Here is a 20,840-nt window from a genome sequence, read left to right as displayed (position 1 = left end):
AAGTTAAAAGGGAATTCCTATGAAATGAGCATGACGCGAACACGATACAAACACCAATGAAGATATGCGAATTACATACGCCCATAAGAAAACAATAAATATCTACCTATGAAGATAGAGCATCTTGAAGAGCTCATAAATGAGTATAAAACCTCGAAAGAGACAGTGGTAGAGAAAAGTATTCTCTGGAATACCGAAATCAAATTTTTGATTACAAACCTTTTAAAGAATGCTAAAAAAACCTATAATATTGGATTTGGGCCCGATGAAAATATTCTTCCCTAGGTTAATTAAGGCTTATATAGGAGATGATGATTCCGATTATCTTTAGCCTAAAAATATTGTATAGGTTTCCCTTTGAAAATGACAATTATCAGCTAAAACACTTTATTTCAATATCCTTAACCGGATAACCCATTTATAAATTTCAAACCAGATAACGCTTGCAAATCCAACTCCAACGGTAATTATGAACTGATAAAAATTTAATGGGGTTACTTTGAATAATGACGCTACCGCAGGCTGATAGATAATAACTAGCAACAAAACAAAACTCACTGCAATAATTATCCAGATCAATGGATTTTTATTTCTGAAAGTGCTCCACATCGAAAAATAAAACGATCTATTCACCAGTGTTAGAAATATGTTAGCAAAAATTAAGCTGCTAAAAACCATGGTTCTAGTGAGTGTTTCCCCATAAGAATTTTGAATAGAGAATTGGTAAATTAACAAGCATCCTGCGGTAATGATCAAGCCCTGTAAAACACTTCTTGAAAGCTCTCTCCATCTCAAAAATGTGATTTCTATAGAGCGCGGTGGCTTTTTCAATCCATCCTTTTCCAGGGGCTCATTTTCATAAATAATAGAGCAGGTTGGCCCCATTATTAATTCGAGAAAAATCACATGAACTGGTGTGAAAATCACAGGGTAGATCCATCCCAAAACCAGGGGAAGAGCTACTGTTAAAATGATGGGAATATGAATAGAAATGATGTACTGAATGGCCTTTTTAAGATTGAAGTAGATTTTACGCCCCATCGCTACTGCATCCACCATTTTACCAAAATCATCATCGGATAAAATTAGCGAGGAGGAATTTTTGGCAATATCAGATCCTCTTTTCCCCATAGCAATCCCTATATGGGCAGCCTTTAATGCAGGGGCATCATTCACCCCATCTCCGGTCATTCCCACAATTTGATTTTGATTTTTTAAACTATGGACTATTTTTAATTTCACTTCCGGAAATACACGTGTAAAAATACTAGTATTTAGTACTTTTTCATCAAAATCAGCATTAGAAAGTTTCATTAGTTCCTCCCCTGTAATCACTCCTGCTTCATTCCTGAAGCCTACTTGTTTTGCAATGGCTAAGGTTGTTAAGGTATTATCGCCGGTAATAATTTTGATCTTAATTCCGGCTTCGTACAAAGTATCCAGGGTGTTTTTAATGTTCTTTTTGGGTGGATCGTAAAAACCGAGTAACCCCAGGAATTCAAAATCAAATTGCTCCTGAGTTTCAGGAAAATTGTTTCCAGCAAAATGTGCTTCTCCTACCCCCAGAACCCTCAAACCCTGAGAAGCGAAATTGGAAACCTCCTTCAAAATTTCATCGATTTCATCCTGATTTAGATTTGAATGAGCGATAACGGCTTCAGGAGCACCTTTTACAGCAATTTTTCGATCCCCTGAATGATTTTCAAAAATGTGGGTCATCATAGGTGGTTTGCCTCCCAATGGATATTCATGGATCATTTTATATAAACTGCGTTCATCCTTTCCCGCATATTTTAGATATGCTGCGTGTAGGGATTTTTCCATGGGGTCAAAAGGGACCGATTCGCTTGCCCACATCCCTATGCTTATAATTTTACGAGATTCCGGGCTACCCCATTGTTTTTTATCAGATATTTTTTTTGTTGTGTGGTCATATAATTTATACAAATCCATTTTGTTTTGGGTAATGGTACCGGTTTTATCTGTACATAGTACAGTAGCCGAACCAAGGGTCTCTATGGTTTGGGTATGCCTTACTATAATTCCAAGTTTCATTAATCTATAGGCTCCAAGTGCCATAAAAGTTGTAAAAGCAACTGGAATCTCTTCCGGAAGTACGGACATTGAGATGGTTAAACCTTTTAGAAGGCTTTCCAAAAGATCCCGGGAGTTATAGTAGCTTAAACCCCAAATCAACAGGAAAATAAATACTCCCCAGAGCGCCATTTGTTTTACAAACCTTGAAATTTGTTTTTGTAATGGAGATTTAATATTGTGAATATCACCTAGGGAAGCGTCTATTACACCCAATTTTGTATTCCGCCCAACCCGGGCTACTCTAAAAACACATTGTCCGGATATTACGGAAGTTCCCTGATAAACATTGCAGTCTTCATTTGCAGCGATTCCTTTTGTTACACTGAAAGATTCCCCGGTAAGTATAGACTCATTTACTAAAAAATCGTTGAGTTGAAGGACTATTCCGTCCGCGGTAATCATTTCTCCTTCACTTATAACAGCCATATCTCCCACAACTATTTCTTCTGACTTCACTTTGGTAATCTTATTATCCCGAATAACAGAAGTGAGGCTTTGCGTATATTCTTTAAGGGCGCTAAGTGCTTTACGACTTCGTGCATTTTGGAAGAAGGAAATAGCAGAAATAAGGATAATTGCACCTAATAAAAAAAAGCCTTCGGTATATTCTTGAAGTATAAAATAAATGGTAGAGGTTACCACGAGTAAAACAAACATAGGCTCCAGCACAATCTCCTTTATAGCTATAAGAAAATACCCTGAATCCCTATCTTTAGTTGAATTTTCTCCATGTTTTAGTCGGGATACCTTTACCTCTTCCGCAGAAAGACCTTTGAAAGAGAACGGGTTTTCTTTTTTCATTTTGATAAAAGATCAGGAAGGTAAATGATTTCATAGTGTGTGGACAAAAAATAAGTTAACCAGGAATAGCTCATCCCCATTTTAAAAAAAGTAACATCCGGAATTACCATGAAATCCCGCCCGCCCGGGACAGGCAGGCAACCGGAAAATAAACTAAATACTAAAATTAAATACTGCTCATTTTCCATCTTTTTAAATCCGGTAGTATCCTAATGATCTGTTGAGCTTCCTCCAAAGAAATTTCATTGTGAATTTCAGCCATTTCAAGAAGTTTGATCTCTAGTTCATGAAGGCTTAAGGAATGATCCACAAATTCACCATTTTTGAAACAATTGATGCAGTAATCCATATTTTTAGATCCATCTCGATTTGTTCCACTAATTTCAATGGTAAAAGGTAATCCGCAACTTTGACAAATAACTGGTTTCATCTTTTCATAGTATTATTTTGCGGACATTCGAACATGCTCGCTTTATCTTAATTTGATTTTAAAGGATCGCCTTTAATTGAGAAAGCATAATCAATTCCGACTTATTTTTTCCTGAAAATGAGGATGCTATTTGGTCGGAAGTTTTCCATATCAATTTGTTAATCCCGGGGGTAAAGAATTCTTCATGGTCCTTTTTAAAATCTTTAAAATCTTCAAAGGCACTGAAAGCCGAAGGTTGGTTCTCATCAAGCCAATCAAAAATGGTCTCGATAAGATAGGCCGCATCTGTTCCATATTCATCCTTAAAATCATCCACACTCACCCAATCCTCTTTAACAATATTTTTTAGGGTTTTCTTTTCTTCTTCACGAACCACTTTGTCTGAAGCAGCTACAGCATAAAATAACTTTCCCAGATTTTGATATAATTTTTGAACACCCTGCATCGATTAAATTTTTTTTAATAATTAAATTAATATTTGCTTTAAAAGTACTTTGAAGATACAAGAAATTATATGACAAATATCACTTTAGAAGCTCTCCAATTTAAATTAAAAAAGTGGAATCCAGTAAACACGGGTATTTACGAATTAATATATTTCTTAAAAAAATGCCAAGGAAATAAAAAAACTGTGTATATTTAAAATGTTGAATTTATTCTTTTCCCCCAACTTTCAAAACCCCACCGAAAGTAATATTTACCCCTATTTTATTTATTCTGGCATATTTCTATAAATTTTCTAAAAAAGGGGAGATGAAAACTGTATTGCTAATTGAAGACGACAAACTATTAAGAGAGAATACCACCGAAATATTGCAATTATCACATTACAATGTACTGGCTGCAGAAAACGGTAAATCCGGGGTTAAAATCGCTATTCAAAACCGACCGGACATTATTGTTTGTGATATTATGATGCCAAAATGGGATGGGTACAAAGTTTTTAATGTGTTAAACCGAAAGGAAACCACCAAAAGAATTCCTTTCATATTTATGTCGGCCAAATCGGAGGAAAGGGATATAAGAACCGGGATGAACCTGGGTGCCGATGATTATATAAGTAAACCTTTTAAAGAAAGTGATCTTCTAAACAGCATCGATAGCCGTTTGAAAAAACTGGCATTTGTAAGGGGTATTCCAAAACAGCAAACCACCGATCCTGCTGAAAATAAAATGGCTTCCCTTTCTGAATTCAAAACTTATATTAAATCCCTGGGAGATGACATTATTTTAAGCAAAAATAAATTGGTCTATAAGGAACAAAAAAATGCCAATTATGTCTATTTAACAGAAAAAGGTATGGTTAAAAATTACCGAATGGACGAATATGGCAAAGAACTTATAACTGGTCTTTACAAAAGCGGAGATCTCTTCGGGTTTTATTCATTTAATAATCCTGCCCGTTATTCGGAAACAGCTACTGCCCTGGAAGATGGACTGGCTTACAGAATATCAAATTTACATTTCAGGGAAATATTGTCTCACAACCCACTTTTAACAATGGAGTTAGCAGAGTTGCTTTCAGATAATCTCACTACATTAAAATCGCATTTATTAGAAATGGCCTATGCTTCCGTATTGAAAAAAACCAGTAATACCATTTTAAAATTTGCCGCAAAAATGCAGGATAATCAGCACGATTCTATAAATATTTCAAGGAGTGATCTTGCAAGCGTTGCGGGAATTTCTACGGAAAGTCTTATTAGAAGTCTTTCGTTATTGAAAAAGGACCGGTTAATCGATATTGATGGCAGAAATATTAAAATTTTAAATTTACAGAAGTTATACCTTGTCAAATAAAATTTAAAAAAAATAATGTGTTAAATTTTAGATAGTTGAGATATATCATATTTTTTTAATAGAAAGCATATTATCTTAGTATTTCATAAAAAATAAATTTGGTTTTGAGTATTTTGGGGGAAGAAAAAGATCAAATTTCAGGAGTAAATAGTACGCAGTTTAATCGCGAATTTAACGATTCATAGAGGATTTAAATGATCTGTAATGGTTACTTAAGTGGCACTAAAACTCTAATAAAAAGCAGGAAATAAAATTTTCCTGCTTTTTTATTTTATGACTTGGGATTATTTCAATGGTTGAAATAATATATAGATTGACAGAAAATGTTAAAAATTTTAAATATGATTTATATCATTGATTTAAAAGACATAAGGGATTAATTTAGTTCTATTGAAAATAGTATAGTTTATAAGAAATTGATATTTGATTTTTTAGTGCCATTAGGAGTAAAAAATCAAGTTTAGAAGATAATAAAGACGCTCTAAAAGGAGACTCAAAATATTGCACTTGTTGTAATGATATTGACCTCCATAAAATGTTTAGATTAAAAGTGAAATTAATATCTTCTTAAGGAAACGGGAGGCTTTGGCTTCCCGTTTCTATTTATATAAGTTTTTGAATTTATTTTGAAAATTTGGGATCTAAATAGGTCAAATGTTAAAATTTAAAAAGATGAGATATATCATATTTTTGCAATTTAATTCAACGTTACTTAGTAGAATCTAAGGCATTCTACATGAATTAAAAAGAATTTTTGATTCATTCATAATGTGCATTAAAGACATCAAATAGCGGAGTTAACAAAACACAGTTTAATCGTGAATTTAAAAATTCATAGAGGGACTTTTTAACCCTTAATGATTACGTAAGTGAAACCTTAAACTCCAAAAGGAGTAGAAAATTTTAATTTTCTGCTCCTTTTATTTATAGAAAGATCCCCTTATTTATAGAAAGATCCCCGATCACATACAACCAAAAGTTTCAGTATTACTAAATTTCTTCGAATTCAGGAATTAAACCAATGGTGGGATCAATCCATGTTAGGTATCAAAAGATCTCTTTATCGATCAATGTTATTCCAAAATAAAATTCTAAGTAACTTTTGAAATTGAGGCAAATATCCAATCAAGAACCTCGGGGCATACCCGCCCGAACGGTAAGGGTAGGTCCTTCTGAATGAAATTCATTTCGGGCAGACCCGCGGGATATGTCCCGCTATCGGGAGGGAAATCCTTTTGAAAATTCGAGGCATCCCGGTAGCTATTGGAACGGGAAACTGCACGACGGTCAGGCGGGTTAAACCTTCAATGAGAAATTGAACGTCTGCGTTAAAATAAATCATTACAATTGATGTTATACTTCTCAATTTTATTTATTGGAAGATTCATATTCTTTTCTCTATTTTAGACAAATGCTAATTTGTATTTTTGCGAAAATTTCCATCACAATTTATGGCCAACAAAAAAATTTCTCCAAAAAAAAACGGTACCACCAAGTCCAAAAAACCTGGCTTTAAAATAAGCAGGCAGCAAAAAGTGGTTTTGGGTAGTTTTTTAATGCTCCTGGGAATTGCTTTGTTTATAGCCTTCATTTCATTCTTGTTCAACTGGCAGGCAGATCAAAGTACCTTGAATGAATTGGGAAACCGGGAGGTGGTCGCCAAAAACTGGATGAGCAAATTTGGAGCTGCCATTAGTGACTTTTTTATCTATAAGGGTTTTGGTATTTCTGCTTTTATAGTTGCCGGACTTATTACGGTATCCGGTGTTTATCTTTTTTTTGGATATCAACTAAAAAATCTGTTTTTATATTGGTTTTGGGGAGTCTTATTAATGCTTTGGTGGGCTGTTTTCTTTGGTTTTTTTGCTGAACAGAGTGGGCTTCTTGGTGGCCGTATAGGATTTGAACTCAATGATTATTTACAGGATTATATAGGATTTGTAGGAACATTATTGCTCCTCACCTTCCTTCTAATCACTTATCTCGCAATTCGCCTTAAAATTTCCCCGGAAATGGTGGGTCAATACCTCAAAAATCAGAAAAAAGAGATCAAAACAGATTTTGATTCTTCAAATCCGTCTGCAAAGATTACTTCAGAAGAAAAAGACTGGGTATCTGAAGCGATTAAGGAGAAGGGAAAAATTAAAGAAGAACCTAAAACCAAAATAGACTTTTCAATTTCAGAAGAAAAGAAAAAAGAGACATCAAAATCCAAGGTTGCTTCTCCCGAAGCTGAAGTACAAATGGAAGTGGAAACCCCGGAGGAAGAGGAACAGGAAATTGATACTCTTAGCAGCAAACTCATTAGGGATTTTGGCGAATTTGATCCTACTCTTGAACTTAAAAACTATAAGTGGCCTACCATAGATCTTCTTAAAGATTACAATATCAATAGCGGAGGAATTACAGTAGATCAGGAAGAACTGGAGGAAAACAAGAATAAAATTGTTGAAACTCTTAAGAATTACAAAATTGAAATCGCACAAATAAAAGCCACTGTTGGGCCTACGGTAACCTTATATGAAATTGTACCCGAAGCAGGGATTAGGATCTCCAAAATTAAAAACCTGGAAGATGACATTGCGCTTTCCCTTTCGGCCCTTGGTATTAGGATCATTGCACCTATCCCGGGAAAAGGAACCATAGGAATTGAAGTGCCAAATAAAAATTCCACGATAGTTTCTATGCGTTCTGTAATAGCTTCCCCAAAATTTCAAAATGCTGAAATGGAACTGCCCCTGGCACTTGGGAAAACTATTTCCAACGAAACCTTTGTTGTAGACCTTGCAAAAATGCCGCATTTACTTATGGCGGGCGCGACAGGTCAGGGAAAATCTGTTGGATTAAATGCAATTCTTGCATCGCTTCTATATTGCAAACACCCTGCAGAAGTAAAATTTGTACTGGTAGATCCCAAGAAAGTGGAATTAACCCTTTTCAATAAAATTGAACGTCATTATCTGGCTAAATTACCAAATACAGATGATGCCATAATCACCGATAATGCAAAGGTGATAAACACGCTTAATTCCTTATGTATTGAGATGGATGATCGCTACAACCTTCTCAAGGATGCAATGGTACGGAATATCAAAGAGTACAATGTAAAATTCAAAGCAAGAAAGCTAAATCCGGAAAACGGACATAAATTCCTTCCCTACATCGTTTTGGTTATTGATGAATTTGCAGATCTAATTATGACTGCGGGAAAGGAAGTGGAGACTCCCATCGCTCGTTTGGCCCAACTGGCCAGGGCCATAGGAATTCACCTCATCATCGCCACCCAAAGGCCCTCTGTAAACGTGATAACCGGGATTATAAAAGCTAATTTCCCGGCAAGAATCGCCTTTAGAGTAACCTCCAAAATAGATTCCAGGACAATTTTAGACAGTTCGGGAGCCGATCAGTTAATTGGTCGGGGAGATATGTTATTTACCCAGGGAAATGATTTAATCAGACTTCAATGTGCATTTGTAGATACCCCGGAAATCGAAAAGATCACGGAATTTATTGGATCTCAAAAAGCCTATCCAGATGCTCACTTACTGCCGGAATACGATGGAGAGGAGAGTGGCACAAGTCTTGATATTGATGTGAGTGAGCGCGATAAATTGTTTCGGGAAGCTGCCGAAACAATTGTAGTAGCCCAGCAGGGATCTGCCTCTTTGCTTCAAAGAAAACTGAAATTAGGTTACAATAGAGCGGGTCGGATTATAGACCAACTGGAAGCAGCCGGAATAGTAGGCCCTTTTGAAGGAAGCAAAGCAAGACAGGTATTGATCTCTGATATGGTATCGCTGGATAGATTATTAAATGATGAGATCAACAATTAAAAAAATCAAAATGAAAAAAATAAGCATTCTTATACTTGCTATAATGAGCGTTTTCTCAATAAATGCCCAGAATTCAGATAAGGCAAAAAAACTATTAAACGAAGTTTCTGCCAAAGTCAAATCCTATGATAATATGGTGATAGACTTTAAATATTCGCTTGAAAATGCTTCAGAAAATGTAAGTCAGGAAACCCGGGGAGATGTTAGCATCAATGGCGAAAAATATGTGTTGAACCTAATGGGTACCACCCAGTTATTCGATGGTAAAAAGATCTACACCATTATTCCGGAAGATCAGGAAATAAATATTTCCACCTATGTAGAAGAAGATGAAAATAATATCACCCCTTCTAAAATGTTTACATTTTACGAAGATGGATACACCTACAAATGGGATATCGCCCAGGATATAAAGGGAAGAAAAATTCAATACATCAACCTTACTCCTATTGACTCCAATGCCGATGTAAAAAATATCCTTTTGGGTATTGACAGTGAGACAAAACATATTTACAATTTGATCCAAACGCAGGAAAATGGAACAAAAATCACTATCACTGTAAAAAGTTTTAAAACAAATCAACCATTAGCGAAAAATCTTTTCAGTTTTGGTGAAGACCGTTATAAAGACTATTACATCAATCGCATGGATTAATTTTGAAGATATTAGACAGATATATACTGGTAAGTTATTTAAAAACCTTCATTGTAGTTTTTACAATACTGATGTTCATCTTTGTACTCCAGACAATCTGGTTGTACATAGGTGAACTTGCAGGTAAAGATCTGGACGTAGGAATTATCATGAAATTCCTGCTTTATTTTTCCCCTAAACTGGTTCCGCTTGTTTTGCCATTAACCATTTTATTAACTTCCATAATGACCTTTGGAAGTTTTGCAGAGAACTATGAGTTTGCCGCGATGAAATCATCCGGTATCTCCCTGCAAAGGGCTATGAGAAGTCTTACCTTTTTTATTGTTTTTGTAAGTTTAATCGCTTTCTTTTTTGCAAACAACGTCATTCCCGCAGCCGAATTTAAATCCATCAATCTCCGTAAAAACATTGCTCAATTGAAGCCTGCGATGGCCATTTCGGAAGGGATTTTTAATGAAATAGGAAATTTCAATATTAAGGTTGATAAAAAAACCGGAGATAACGATCAGTTTCTGAATGATGTTATCATTCATCAAAGATCCAGTCGCGGAGGCAATTACACAGTAATTAAAGCTAATAAGGGAGAATTGGCCGGAAGTACAGATTCTGAAATACTTTCGTTGATATTGAGAGACGGGAATTATTACGATGAAATTCAGCAAAACGACCCTACCAAACGCGCCAATAAGCCTTTCACTAAAAGTTATTTTGAAGAATACGTCATTAATATAGATCTATCAACCTTCAACAATGTAGACCTTGAAGATGAAAATTACCGGAATGCTCAGGGAATGCTGAAAATTTCTGAACTCAACCAAAGTATAGATTCTTTGTCCAATTCTTACAATGAGGAGATGAATAAATTTGCCGATATTATGTATCGTAGAACTGGTGCAACACTATTCGCTGTAAACCTGAAACCTAAAGATACCACCCTCCTTAAAATTGAAAACCCCATCCTGGATTTATATGAAACAGACAATGGTTTAAAGATTGTAAATCTGGCATTGGGAACGGTTAACGCAGGTATATCGAATATCACCATCAAAAAACAGGAATTTAAAACCAGTGCCAAACAACTCAATAAATTTGAGATCGCATTGCATGAAAAATATGCTTTGGGTGCTGCCTGCATCGTATTGTTTTTTGTAGGTGCCCCATTGGGTGCTATCATTCGAAAAGGCGGAATGGGATTACCAATGGTTATTGCCATTCTAATGTTCCTCACCTATCATTTTATTGGAATTTTTGCTAAAAATAGTGCACAGGAAGGATCTATGAGTCCATTTATTGCAACCTGGCTCTCTACATTGGTTATGCTTCCACTTGGAATTTTCTTTACCTACCGTGCAACCACAGACCAGGGATTGCTTGCATTTGAAAACTTTTTGCGACCTTTCCAGAAGTTGATCAAAAAATTAAGCTCAGGTAAGAAGGAAACAAAATAGATTAAATACCTTTGCAGCCTTAAAAATATTTTAAAACTATGGCTCAGATTACTGAAAATCATCAATCCATTAAATTACATTCTATTCAAGAAGCCATAGACGATATTAGAGCGGGCAAAGTGATTATTGTTGTTGATGATATCGATCGAGAAAATGAAGGAGATTTTCTTGCAGCTGCTGAAATGGTTACTCCGGAAATGATCAATTTCATGGCTACCCACGGAAGAGGTTTGATTTGTGCTCCACTTACAGAACAACATTGCAAAGAACTGAAACTGGAAATGATGGTAGGAACTAATACAGATCCTTTGGAAACTGCTTTTACCATCTCCGTAGATTTAAAAGGAAAAGGTGTTACTACGGGAATTTCTGCCGCAGATCGTGCAAAAACCATACGGGCCCTTATAGATCAAGCAACCAAACCACAGGATTTAAGCAGGCCAGGCCACGTATTTCCGCTAAAAGCCAAAGAAGGTGGTGTTCTAAGGAGAACCGGGCATACAGAGGCCGCAATTGACTTTGCAAGACTTGCAGGGTTTCAACCTGCAGGAGTGATTGTTGAAATCATGAATGAGGATGGAACGATGGCACGACTGCCGCAATTGATAGAAGTCGCAAATAAATTTGATTTAAAACTTGTCTCCATTGAAGATTTGGTTGCCTATAGGATGAACCATGATTCCCTAATCGAGAAAAAGGAGGATTTCGATATCCAAACCAGATTTGGAACCTTTAGGGTAAGGGCTTACAAACAAACCACGAACAACCAGGTTCATCTTGCATTAACAAGAGGGTCCTGGAGAGCAGATGAAGAAATTCTTGTAAGAGTGAATTCCACACTTATCAATAATGACATTTTAGGCACGCTTACAAATAATGCCGATAAAAAACTGGATGATATGTTCCAGGCCATCAATGATGAAGGCCGCGGTGCAATTGTCTTTATAAATCCGGCAAATCAATCCTTGAACCTGCTCTCAAGACTAGGCGAATTAAAAGAAATTCAAAAACAAGGAGAGATGAAAGCCCCTCCGGTTATCATGGATAATAAGGATTTTGGAATTGGAGCACAAATTCTTCACGATCTTGAAATCCATAAAATTAGATTACTCTCCAATACGCGTCAAACCAAAAGGGTTGGAATGATAGGGTACGGCCTGGAAATAACCGAATACGTTAACTACTAAATCAGTTTCTATTCTTTCTTTATCGGAACTAAAACTCAATGATCACATCGGATAAGGGCCGGCGTACCTTTTTTAAATCCTGAAACAAATCGTCTTCTGCCCTGTAACCAACGGGAAGTACCAATACCGATTTTAAATTCATTTTATCAAGACCCAACAGTTCATCGTATTTTCCAGGATCGAAACCTTCCATTGGGCAAGCATCAATACCCTCAGTTGCGCAAACCGTTAATAAAGTGCCAAGCGCCAGGTACGCCTGATTAATAGCCCAGCTGGTAATTTTATCAACCGACTTATTCTCAAAATCACCGATTAAAAAATTTTTAAATGGATCGAGGATCTCATTGGAGGTAGATCGTATCTTATGCACATTATTGAAATAATTCTCAATAAATTCTTTATCTACTTTTCTTTCGATACATATAATAAAAACATGAGAAGACGTTGCTACCTGCTTTTGATTAAAAGAAAAACCAACCAGTTTTGACTGAATATCTTTATTATGAACAACCGCCAGTTTAATAGGCTGAAGTCCATAAGAAGTAGCTGTTAAATTAAATGCTTTTTTGAGAATTTCAATTTTATCTTCATGAAGAATTTTCGTGTCATCAAATTTTTTAGTGGCATAACGCCATTGCAGGGCTTCAATAGTTTTCATAAATACTTTTCTTTCAATCTGTAAATTTAAGCAATACTTTAACCAAGTTTGTGTTCCGGGAATAAATTATCTCAATAGGACATAGTCAGAATACTATATTCCCTTATCTTCCATGCTTCTGAAAGTACTACTTTTGGACAAAACGCGTTTTTACTTCACTTGGTAAACAACCTAATGAAAAATCTCAAAAAAATCCTGATTTTAATCCCTGCAATCCTCCTTCTGGCGTTAGGCATACTTTGGGGATTATACAAATACATCGGGGCTTCCACCAAAGCATTAATCTACGATGAAATAGAGATGGTTCCAACTTCCTCAACAGTGATAGTTCTGGGAGCCAGTGTATTTTCTGATGGTAAACTTTCTCCCATTTTAAAAGACCGGATAGATGCGGGTTTTGAATTGTTTCAGCAAAATAAAGCAAAACAATTTTTGTTAAGTGGAGATCATAAAACCGATGATTATAACGAAGTGGATGCTATGAGCAACTACCTTATAGAAAAAGGAGTTCCCAAAGATAAAATACTATTAGACCACGCAGGATATGACACTTATGACAGTATGTATCGTTCTAAAGCGGTTTTTAATATTTCTGATGCAATTGTTGTCACTCAGGAATTTCATTTGCCACGCACTCTTTTTATAGCCCAAAATCTTGATTTAAATTATACTGGTTATATCGCTAAAACAAGGACTTATAAACCTTCGAACCAACTTTTATTTAGAGAAAAACTCGCTAACCTCAAAGCAGTGTGGGAAATCATAATCGATCAGGGACCTACGACCCTAAAAAATCCTTATAACGATTAATCCTTAATCAAAAAAGAAGCGCTATTTAGCTAATTTTATTTTCTATATTTATAAAACTAACTTTTAAACCAGTATTATGCTTCAGTGGCTTCTTCATCTAATTATTGATTCCCTGGTATTATTGGCAGCGGCCAAAATGATGCCTAAAGTAGAATTAAAAGGATTTAAATCTGCAATATTCGTTGCGCTAATTATTGGAATCCTCAGTTTTCTTTTAAGCTGGATTCTAACAGCAATTTTTCATATAGGCACCCTGGGAATATTTTATTTCTTAGGATTGGGATTTGTAATTAGAATTATTGTTTATGCAATCATTATTGAACTTGCAGATAAACTAAGCAAAGATTTTAAAACCATTGGTTTTTTAACCTCCCTTTGGCTTGCAATCATCCTGGCTATTGTTGGAGGAATTGTAGATGCGATTTTGTTCTAAAAAAACCAATAACCTACAAGCTAGCTCAGGAGCTATATAAAAGAATGTAATATTCGACATTTGGATGCAATTCTTAATAATGGTCTCCAACAATTTGTTGGAGACCATTAATTAATTTATTTTATACCAAATTCTCCTGGTTCCTCTTTAAACCTGATTTGCACTTCTTCAAAAGAAAAATTTAAACCATTATATTTGCGGCGAAAACATAAGCTTAGGGCAGGATAAAGCAGAATGGTGAAAGACAAAACATCCTGACTTTTGATAAAACCCAGTTCGAATGAAAAAGGCAGATTTCTGGAATTATATTCACTGATGATGAGATTAAAAATATGATAAAACTGATAGTTACCGATATGGATGGCACTTTGTTGAATGATCAACACGAAATCCATCCCGACTTTTGGAAAATAGAGGAAGAACTTACAAAAAAAGGAATTATGTTCTCGGTTGCCAGCGGTCGCCAGTTTTATAATCTGGAATCAAAATTTGAGCGAATAAAAGAACGGATGTTATTTTTTGCTGAAAATGGCACCTACGTTTTGCACAAGGGTAAAGAACTTTACATAAATTCTCTAGACGCCAAAGCGGCCAGAGAATTTATTGACATTGGAAGAAAACTCGAAGATACTCAGCTTATTCTCTGTGGAAAAGAATCGGCTTATATCGAATATAACGATGAGGAATTCATCAGGGAAATTAAACAATATTATGAGCGGCTCATAGTTGTTAAAGATCTTAAAGAGGTAGAAGATACTATCTTAAAAGTGACTATTTGTGATTATCGGGGGGTGGAAGCAAATAGTTATCATTCCTTCAAATCCTTTGAAAATGATTTTAAAGTAGCCATCGCTGCCGATATCTTTCTTGATATCACATCGCGCACTGCCAATAAGGGGAATGCAATAAAAGGGATTCAAAAAGAATTAAACATAACTCCGGAGGAAACGCTGGTATTTGGAGATTACCTTAACGACCTGGAAATGATGCAGAATACAACGAATAGTTATGCAATGAAAAATGCACACCCTGAAATTATACTTGCAAGCAAGTTCATCACAGCATTCAGTAATAATGAAAACGGCGTTCTAAAAACAATTGCTCAACTTGGCCTTTTGGAAGAACTAAGTGAAAAATCCTAATACATTACAATGATTAGGAGAATGTAATAAGAAGAAATATTCAGACTTTCTGCATGCGCCTGAAATGGGCAGGTATAGCAATTAAACCTACTGGTGAGCTTAAATATTAATTAACAATAAAACTTGTTTTCCCTAAACCGGTATTTCCTGTTACCGGGTCATAGGCATAGACGGCAATTTCATAATTGCCTGGAGAAAGCTTTCCTTTCCCCAAAAAAGTACTTGCTTTATCTGTGATTTGCATTGGAATTGTATTCTCCAATTTTTTATCTTTATAAATAAGAGCTTCAACTTCATATTGGTTTGAATTCCATACTCCGCCGTCGGTAAGAGGGCAACCGCACATCATAATTATATTTGCTCTAATTTCAATTTCATTATCCGCACCTATACTTTCGTGAAGCTGTGGAGACAAAACATCAATTTTAAAGCCCGGAATTTCAAGAATTAAACCATCTCCCGTAATATCTTTTCCAGGGATCAACCATAGCTGTGTTTCCGATTTTACGCTATTATCTATTGGAGCATAGGCCGAAACGGTAACAAAAACAGGTTTTTCAATACTTAATTTGGCTATAAATCCGGCTGTCTGGTCATCTGAAAGTTGGATGTTCCGGGAGATAGGATCTTTCATGATTCTATCCGTATTCCCTGTACTTCCGGATGTATATCCTTCTGCCAAAATTCTTCCTGATACATGCTCTTTTACAATAATCCTGGATCCTCCCATGGAGCTTCCTATAAATTTTGCATCTTTAGCCTTAACCCTTATCATAATCGATGTTTCCTGAGCTGAAAGAATTTCGGGAGAAATCAATAGGAATATTAAACAAAGAAATCTGATAGTTTTGAATAATTTCATGGTGCTTATTTTATGCAAGTTACAAATATCAGGAAAAATGAAGTTAATTACCCCGAAGCAGTTTCAAAAGGTATGGTATGTATCAGGAAAAGCTATCCGGAATTTCGATGAAATCCCTTCCGTACAGACTGGCGGGTGTAGGGAAACCAAAGCCATCTGCTGGATAAAACCTGATTTAATTTGAAACCAAAAACTCCTCTTGCTCCATAGGATCCTCAAAGTTTTTTTTGTTTTTCATAAATTCTCGGGAATATTGTATCAAAGTTTCACGCTCTTCCTTTGTTAAATGGTTGCTTTTTGCATCCCGACCAAGTTTTTGCCAGGGAACAGGATTTGTATAATCATACTCTCCAAAAACTATAAATGGGGTACCATTCCTTTCAATTTTCTGTCCTGTTTTATCAAGTTCCCATTGGTTCGCCCAATCATAAATAAATTGAGAATCTTCCAAACGCAATCGTACACAAGCATGACTAGCTGGGTATCCGGGAAGAGAATATTGGTGAACTCCCACCCCTTCAAAATTCATAAAGTTGAAATAATATGGCAACAGCCAGTCCGGATTAACCGTGCTTATCTTTTTTTTCGCCTTATAATTTCCGTAATGCAATCCATTTGGTGTTGGCGTTGATTGCTTTCCGGAACTAACCGGACCCCATTTTACAAGTCTCCCTTTTGCATAAAGTGCAAAACCCTGAATTCTCTGGGAGATCAATACAGCCTTAGGGATAGAATCCAAAATATCCAATTCTTCTGGAAAAGGAGAATATTTATTAATATCATCGAATAAAGTGTCCGGGATGAGCAAATTCATTCCTAATTGTAGGCGGGTTGGATCCAGCCTGTTTAAAGCAAAGATCAGCTTCCGTTCCTCGTATGAATACCGGGTACTAAAACTATCAATTTGTTTCTCATTTACCAGGGAATCCAGTCTATACCTAATTATATATTCAGGTTCCTTTATCACCTCCTTGACAACCACACTGTCATTTTCTAAAGGAAACTTCTCTTCTTTAATATTCTTATCTGAAGAGCCTCGTGAACATGAAGAAATAATTAGAATACAACTAATTATCAATAAAATTACGGGGGATTTTTTACTTAATAAAATGTTCATTTTCAATAAATAGTTTTCAACTATAAAATAATTTGTCAGATATTCATATTTCCACCAAAAGTCGATATAAACTGTGAGTTGTAACGCACACTTAGATAATAATTAACAATGCTAAACCTAATCTCTTTCCTATTCTGCAGCGTTGAATAGATTCTAATCATTAATTAGAACCTCTTAAATTAAAAGTTAGTCTAATTTTAACAAACATATCTTGGACGTATCTTATAAAACCAATAGCTTGCCAACCTTTATTTAATAATTAAAAACAAAAATGATGCTTAAAACGATGAAATTGAAATCTATGTTACTGGCAGCTGGAATGCTAACAGCGACTTTATCTTTCGCTCAAACGGCTCCGATACCGCAACAGCAAAATCAGAGCCAGATTGACGTAAGTGATGCAGAATTAAATAAATTCGCAAAAGTATTTCAGGGACTTCAAGTAGCCAACCAGGATATTCAAGGTAAAATGATGGCGGTTATTGAAGCTGAAGAAATGGATGTTGCTACGTTTAACAAAATTCATAAGGCTAAATTAGAAAATACCGAAGTGGATGCAGCGCCAGAAGATATCAAAAAGCATGAGAAAGCTGTAGAAAAAATTGAGGTCATGCAGGTTGATTTTCAAAAACAGATGGAATCGCTAATAACAGATTCAGGACTTAGTATTGAACGATACCAGGAGATTGCAACTGCAATGCAAGCTGACCAGGAATTGCAGCAACGACTTCAAAAAATACTGATGGGTTAGTCTAAATCACCAACGTAAAATCAAACTCTTTAAAAAGCTGTCTTTGCACAGCTTTTTTTACGCTTAAAATTTTAGATTTCGATGAGGAATCGTGAATTTAGGACATATAAATTATTAAATCTACTCAGTATTTTAAAATATTTTAAAAAATAAGTGACGTAATGTTTCCTAGTTCAATAATAAGTTTTATATTTGCTCAAATTAAATTTATATATAATGAACAAAGGAACTGTCAAATTTTTTAACGACTCTAAAGGATTTGGATTTATTACAGACGAAGAATCAAACAAAGAATATTTTGTACACGCAAATGGTCTTGTTGATGAAATTAGAGAGAACGACGAAGTAACGTTCGATCTTGAAGAAGGAAGAAAAGGATTAAATGCAGTAAACGTGAAACAAGCTTAGGCTTAGTTTATATAGTTACTATACTTATGAAAGTTTAGGCCTTACACAATGTGTAAGGCTTTTTTTTGTTTCATAATTTTACACTATTGATTTCAAAATAAATCTACATTTAGAAAAACAACAGCTATAAGGGATCAACAATACATAAAAGCACGTGAGGATAGCAAATTAAACTTGTTATTCGCTCTCGTATTTTTATTTTTGTGTTCTTCAACCATCGGTTCTACTTTAAATATGAAAAATAACGACAGCAGTATGATCTTTGAAAACAAGGTGGTACCAGAAGCTATTGCAAAAGAGGTGCAAATTGCTCTTTCCCATTATCCTGATTTAAGAGAAACCCCTATCGAATTCAGGTTTAAAAAAAAGATTAAGAAATCCTTCATGCAAGCTCAACCAAAATTTTCAGGGCTTTTTAAAAATAAAAAAGACAGATCTTATTTGATAATGATCAGTGAAAGTTTTCATATTGAAAATGAAGAATTTGAGATTTCAGAAATCCCTTCCGAAGTCCTTATAGGATGGATTGGCCATGAATTGGGGCACGTGATGGATTACCAGGAACGAAGCGGATTCAACCTTTTAATATTTGGAATTAAATATTTAACCTCTCGTGGATTTATAAAGGAGGCGGAAAGAGCAGCCGATACATTTGCAGTAAACCATGGAATGGGCGATTATATTTTAGCCACGAAAGATTTTATCCTTAATCACGCACATCTTTCTGAACGCTATAAAGCCCGTATTAAACGCTTATACTTATCCCCCGACGAGATCCTGTTGCTGGTAGACAAACTCCCAATACCGGATTTACCGGAAGGAGAATAATAATTTACGATTCGTTTTCTTGTTTTTGTATGAATGCTTCCCATTTCGCGAATTTCTCTTCATTCATTACCTTTTCCATCTTCACCTGCCCTCCTTTTTTCTTATTTAAGCCGCTCCATTCCTGAAAAAGTTCTGGAGAAATAGTTTTCACCTTTACTCCTTTTAGTGCTTTAGACCTTGCAACCCTATAATTCTTATTCGCTTCCTTCAAAGCTTCATCAAGACCTTTGGCCAGTTCTTCATCACTCACTTGGGTTTCAGTTCCAAGATACCAGGAATGATAAAACTCTCCATTTATTCTTACCGCTGCAAGTGTAAATTCCGGAATTTTTATATCATATTTATTTTCCAGCTCCCTTAGGGCATCATTCATTTTGTTCACCGACAATTGTGATCCTACTACATTCAAGAAGAATTTTGTGCGACCTGTGATCCTGATCTCATGCCGGCCTACGTCTGTAAACTTAATTGTATCGCCAATAAGATATCTCCAGGTACCGGAAACCGTACTTATCAATAAAATGTAATCTTCATTTTCCCTGACCCTGTCCAATGAAATTACCGGGGCTTTATCATTTATAGAACCATCTTTATTGATATATTCAGCTTTAAACGGTACAAATTCAAAATAAATACCACTATCAATCACCAACTTCATCGCGTCGGTATCCGGCCTTTGTTGAAAAGCAAGAAAGCCTTCAGAAGCCAGGTATGTATCAATCACAATAATGGGCTTAGCCAGCAAAGCGTTAAAACTTTTTTCATACGGCTCAAAAGCAACACCACCGGTTGTATAAACCTGTAAATTGGGCCATATTTCATGAATATTCTCGACCTTATGATATTCAATCACTTTTTTAAGCATAAGCTCCATCCAAGATGGAATCCCACTTAATGCACCTATATCCCAGTTTTTAGCATTTTCTGCTATTCGTTGAACCTTTTCATCCCATTCTTCAATTTTTGAGATTTCTTCCCCAGGCTTATAAAATCCCCGGAACCAAAATGGAATGTTGCCGGCGCTTATTCCGCTTATCTCTCCCTCCTCATGGTCTCCTTCTTCCTGAAGTGCTGTAGAACTTCCCAACATCATGATTTCTTTTTCATAAAAATCTGAAGGAAGGTCAAAATTACTTAGAGCACCCACTTGTTTAATTCCGGTTTTCCTGATGGCATCAAGCATATCCTCCGTCACAGGAATTCGTTTGCTGGATTTACCGGTAGTCCCGGAACTCAATGCAAAATAAGGTGGTTTGCCCGGCCAGGTAACATTCTCTTCCCCCTCATGTAGTTTATACCACCACTCGGTATTCAATTTATTATAATCAAAGTATGGAACCTTTTCAGCAAAGGTCTTTTTAATATCTTCAGAACGGAGTATTTCTTCAAAACCATAGTGTTTTCCAAAAGCCGTATCCCTTGCTTTGGTTAGCAGGCTCATCAATACTTCCAGCTGTGCTTCTTCTGCATCAGGCTCAGAAACGATCTTATCTCTTAGATCTATAATTCCTTTTATAATGGATCCTACTATAGCCATAATACGCTCTTTAATTTGGATTTGAAGATAGGCAAAAGTGAAA

Annotated in this window: 19 protein-coding genes; 12 read left to right on the top strand and 7 right to left on the bottom strand. The window is 35.7% G+C overall.

Annotation, left to right across the window (positions count from 1 at the left end; genetic code table 11):
* Positions 1-108: 108 nt before the first annotated feature.
* Positions 109-285: a hypothetical protein gene (locus GILLI_RS18460; RefSeq protein ID WP_006990156.1), complete on the top strand. Its 177-nt coding sequence runs from the start codon at positions 109-111 to the stop codon at positions 283-285.
* Positions 286-387: 102 nt separating this feature from the next.
* Here the strand turns inward: GILLI_RS18460 and GILLI_RS15960 are convergent, their stop codons facing one another.
* The 3 genes from GILLI_RS15960 to GILLI_RS15945 form a co-directional block, all read right to left on the bottom strand.
* Positions 388-2,898, bottom strand: coding sequence for a cation-translocating P-type ATPase (locus GILLI_RS15960; protein WP_006990155.1), 2,511 nt, complete (start codon positions 2,896-2,898; stop codon positions 388-390).
* Positions 2,899-3,064: 166 nt separating this feature from the next.
* On the bottom strand, positions 3,065-3,328 hold the full coding sequence (locus GILLI_RS15950) for a zinc ribbon domain-containing protein (RefSeq protein ID WP_006990153.1): 264 nt from the start codon (positions 3,326-3,328) through the stop codon (positions 3,065-3,067).
* Between the two features lie 58 nt (positions 3,329-3,386).
* Complete coding sequence (locus GILLI_RS15945; protein ID WP_006990152.1) at positions 3,387-3,773, bottom strand: hypothetical protein; 387 nt, start codon at positions 3,771-3,773, stop codon at positions 3,387-3,389.
* Between the two features lie 308 nt (positions 3,774-4,081).
* Here GILLI_RS15945 and GILLI_RS15940 point away from each other — a divergent pair, with 308 nt between their 5' ends.
* The 5 genes from GILLI_RS15940 (at position 4,082) to ribB (ending at position 12,251) form a co-directional block, all read left to right on the top strand.
* Positions 4,082-5,128, top strand: a complete 1,047-nt coding sequence (locus tag GILLI_RS15940; RefSeq protein ID WP_006990151.1) for a response regulator — start codon at positions 4,082-4,084, stop codon at positions 5,126-5,128.
* A gap of 1,451 nt (positions 5,129-6,579) precedes the next feature.
* Positions 6,580-8,961 (top strand): FtsK/SpoIIIE family DNA translocase, encoded by a 2,382-nt coding sequence (locus GILLI_RS15935; protein WP_006990150.1) that lies wholly within the window; start codon positions 6,580-6,582, stop codon positions 8,959-8,961.
* A gap of 10 nt (positions 8,962-8,971) precedes the next feature.
* The gene (gene lolA1, locus GILLI_RS15930) at positions 8,972-9,616 is read left to right on the top strand and encodes an outer membrane lipoprotein periplasmic chaperone LolA1 (protein WP_006990149.1); all 645 of its coding nucleotides are present in this window, start codon (positions 8,972-8,974) and stop codon (positions 9,614-9,616) included.
* A gap of 2 nt (positions 9,617-9,618) precedes the next feature.
* Positions 9,619-11,064, top strand: coding sequence for an LptF/LptG family permease (locus GILLI_RS15925; RefSeq protein WP_006990148.1), 1,446 nt, complete (start codon positions 9,619-9,621; stop codon positions 11,062-11,064).
* 38 nt (positions 11,065-11,102) lie between these two features.
* Entirely contained in the window at positions 11,103-12,251 is a 1,149-nt protein-coding gene (ribB, locus tag GILLI_RS15920; protein ID WP_006990147.1) for a 3,4-dihydroxy-2-butanone-4-phosphate synthase, read from the top strand.
* A 28-nt stretch (positions 12,252-12,279) separates the two neighbouring features.
* Here ribB and GILLI_RS15915 read toward each other — a convergent pair whose 3' ends face one another.
* Positions 12,280-12,909 (bottom strand): NAD(P)H-dependent oxidoreductase, encoded by a 630-nt coding sequence (locus tag GILLI_RS15915; RefSeq protein ID WP_006990146.1) that lies wholly within the window; start codon positions 12,907-12,909, stop codon positions 12,280-12,282.
* A gap of 174 nt (positions 12,910-13,083) precedes the next feature.
* On the opposite strand from GILLI_RS15915, the gene GILLI_RS15910 reads away from it, so the two are divergent.
* The 3 genes from GILLI_RS15910 (at position 13,084) to GILLI_RS15895 (ending at position 15,294) form a co-directional block, all read left to right on the top strand.
* Complete coding sequence (locus GILLI_RS15910) at positions 13,084-13,719, top strand: SanA/YdcF family protein (protein WP_006990145.1); 636 nt, start codon at positions 13,084-13,086, stop codon at positions 13,717-13,719.
* A 76-nt stretch (positions 13,720-13,795) separates the two neighbouring features.
* Complete coding sequence (locus tag GILLI_RS15905) at positions 13,796-14,152, top strand: phage holin family protein (protein WP_006990144.1); 357 nt, start codon at positions 13,796-13,798, stop codon at positions 14,150-14,152.
* A gap of 332 nt (positions 14,153-14,484) precedes the next feature.
* Entirely contained in the window at positions 14,485-15,294 is an 810-nt protein-coding gene (locus tag GILLI_RS15895; RefSeq protein ID WP_006990143.1) for a Cof-type HAD-IIB family hydrolase, read from the top strand.
* Positions 15,295-15,400: 106 nt separating this feature from the next.
* Here the strand turns inward: GILLI_RS15895 and GILLI_RS15890 are convergent, their stop codons facing one another.
* On the bottom strand, positions 15,401-16,156 hold the full coding sequence (locus GILLI_RS15890) for a hypothetical protein (RefSeq protein WP_006990142.1): 756 nt from the start codon (positions 16,154-16,156) through the stop codon (positions 15,401-15,403).
* 175 nt (positions 16,157-16,331) lie between these two features.
* Complete coding sequence (locus GILLI_RS15880) at positions 16,332-17,273, bottom strand: L,D-transpeptidase (RefSeq protein WP_006990141.1); 942 nt, start codon at positions 17,271-17,273, stop codon at positions 16,332-16,334.
* Positions 17,274-17,544: 271 nt separating this feature from the next.
* Between GILLI_RS15880 and GILLI_RS15875 the strand changes: the two genes are divergently transcribed.
* The 3 genes from GILLI_RS15875 to GILLI_RS15865 all read left to right on the top strand — a co-directional run bounded on the left by GILLI_RS15875 (position 17,545) and on the right by GILLI_RS15865 (position 19,260).
* Positions 17,545-18,024: a DUF4168 domain-containing protein gene (locus GILLI_RS15875; RefSeq protein ID WP_006990140.1), complete on the top strand. Its 480-nt coding sequence runs from the start codon at positions 17,545-17,547 to the stop codon at positions 18,022-18,024.
* Positions 18,025-18,240: 216 nt separating this feature from the next.
* On the top strand, positions 18,241-18,432 hold the full coding sequence (locus tag GILLI_RS15870) for a cold-shock protein (protein ID WP_006990139.1): 192 nt from the start codon (positions 18,241-18,243) through the stop codon (positions 18,430-18,432).
* A gap of 234 nt (positions 18,433-18,666) precedes the next feature.
* Complete coding sequence (locus tag GILLI_RS15865) at positions 18,667-19,260, top strand: hypothetical protein (protein WP_156798684.1); 594 nt, start codon at positions 18,667-18,669, stop codon at positions 19,258-19,260.
* A gap of 4 nt (positions 19,261-19,264) precedes the next feature.
* Here the strand turns inward: GILLI_RS15865 and GILLI_RS15860 are convergent, their stop codons facing one another.
* Complete coding sequence (locus GILLI_RS15860; protein ID WP_006990137.1) at positions 19,265-20,797, bottom strand: GH3 family acyl-acid amido synthetase; 1,533 nt, start codon at positions 20,795-20,797, stop codon at positions 19,265-19,267.
* Positions 20,798-20,840: the final 43 nt, after the last annotated feature.

Source organism: Gillisia limnaea DSM 15749 (assembly GCF_000243235.1).
GTDB classification, from domain to species: Bacteria; Bacteroidota; Bacteroidia; order Flavobacteriales; family Flavobacteriaceae; genus Gillisia; species Gillisia limnaea.
The sequence above is the reverse complement of the archived record's forward strand: the minus strand, read 5'-3'. Positions and strand labels throughout refer to the sequence as shown.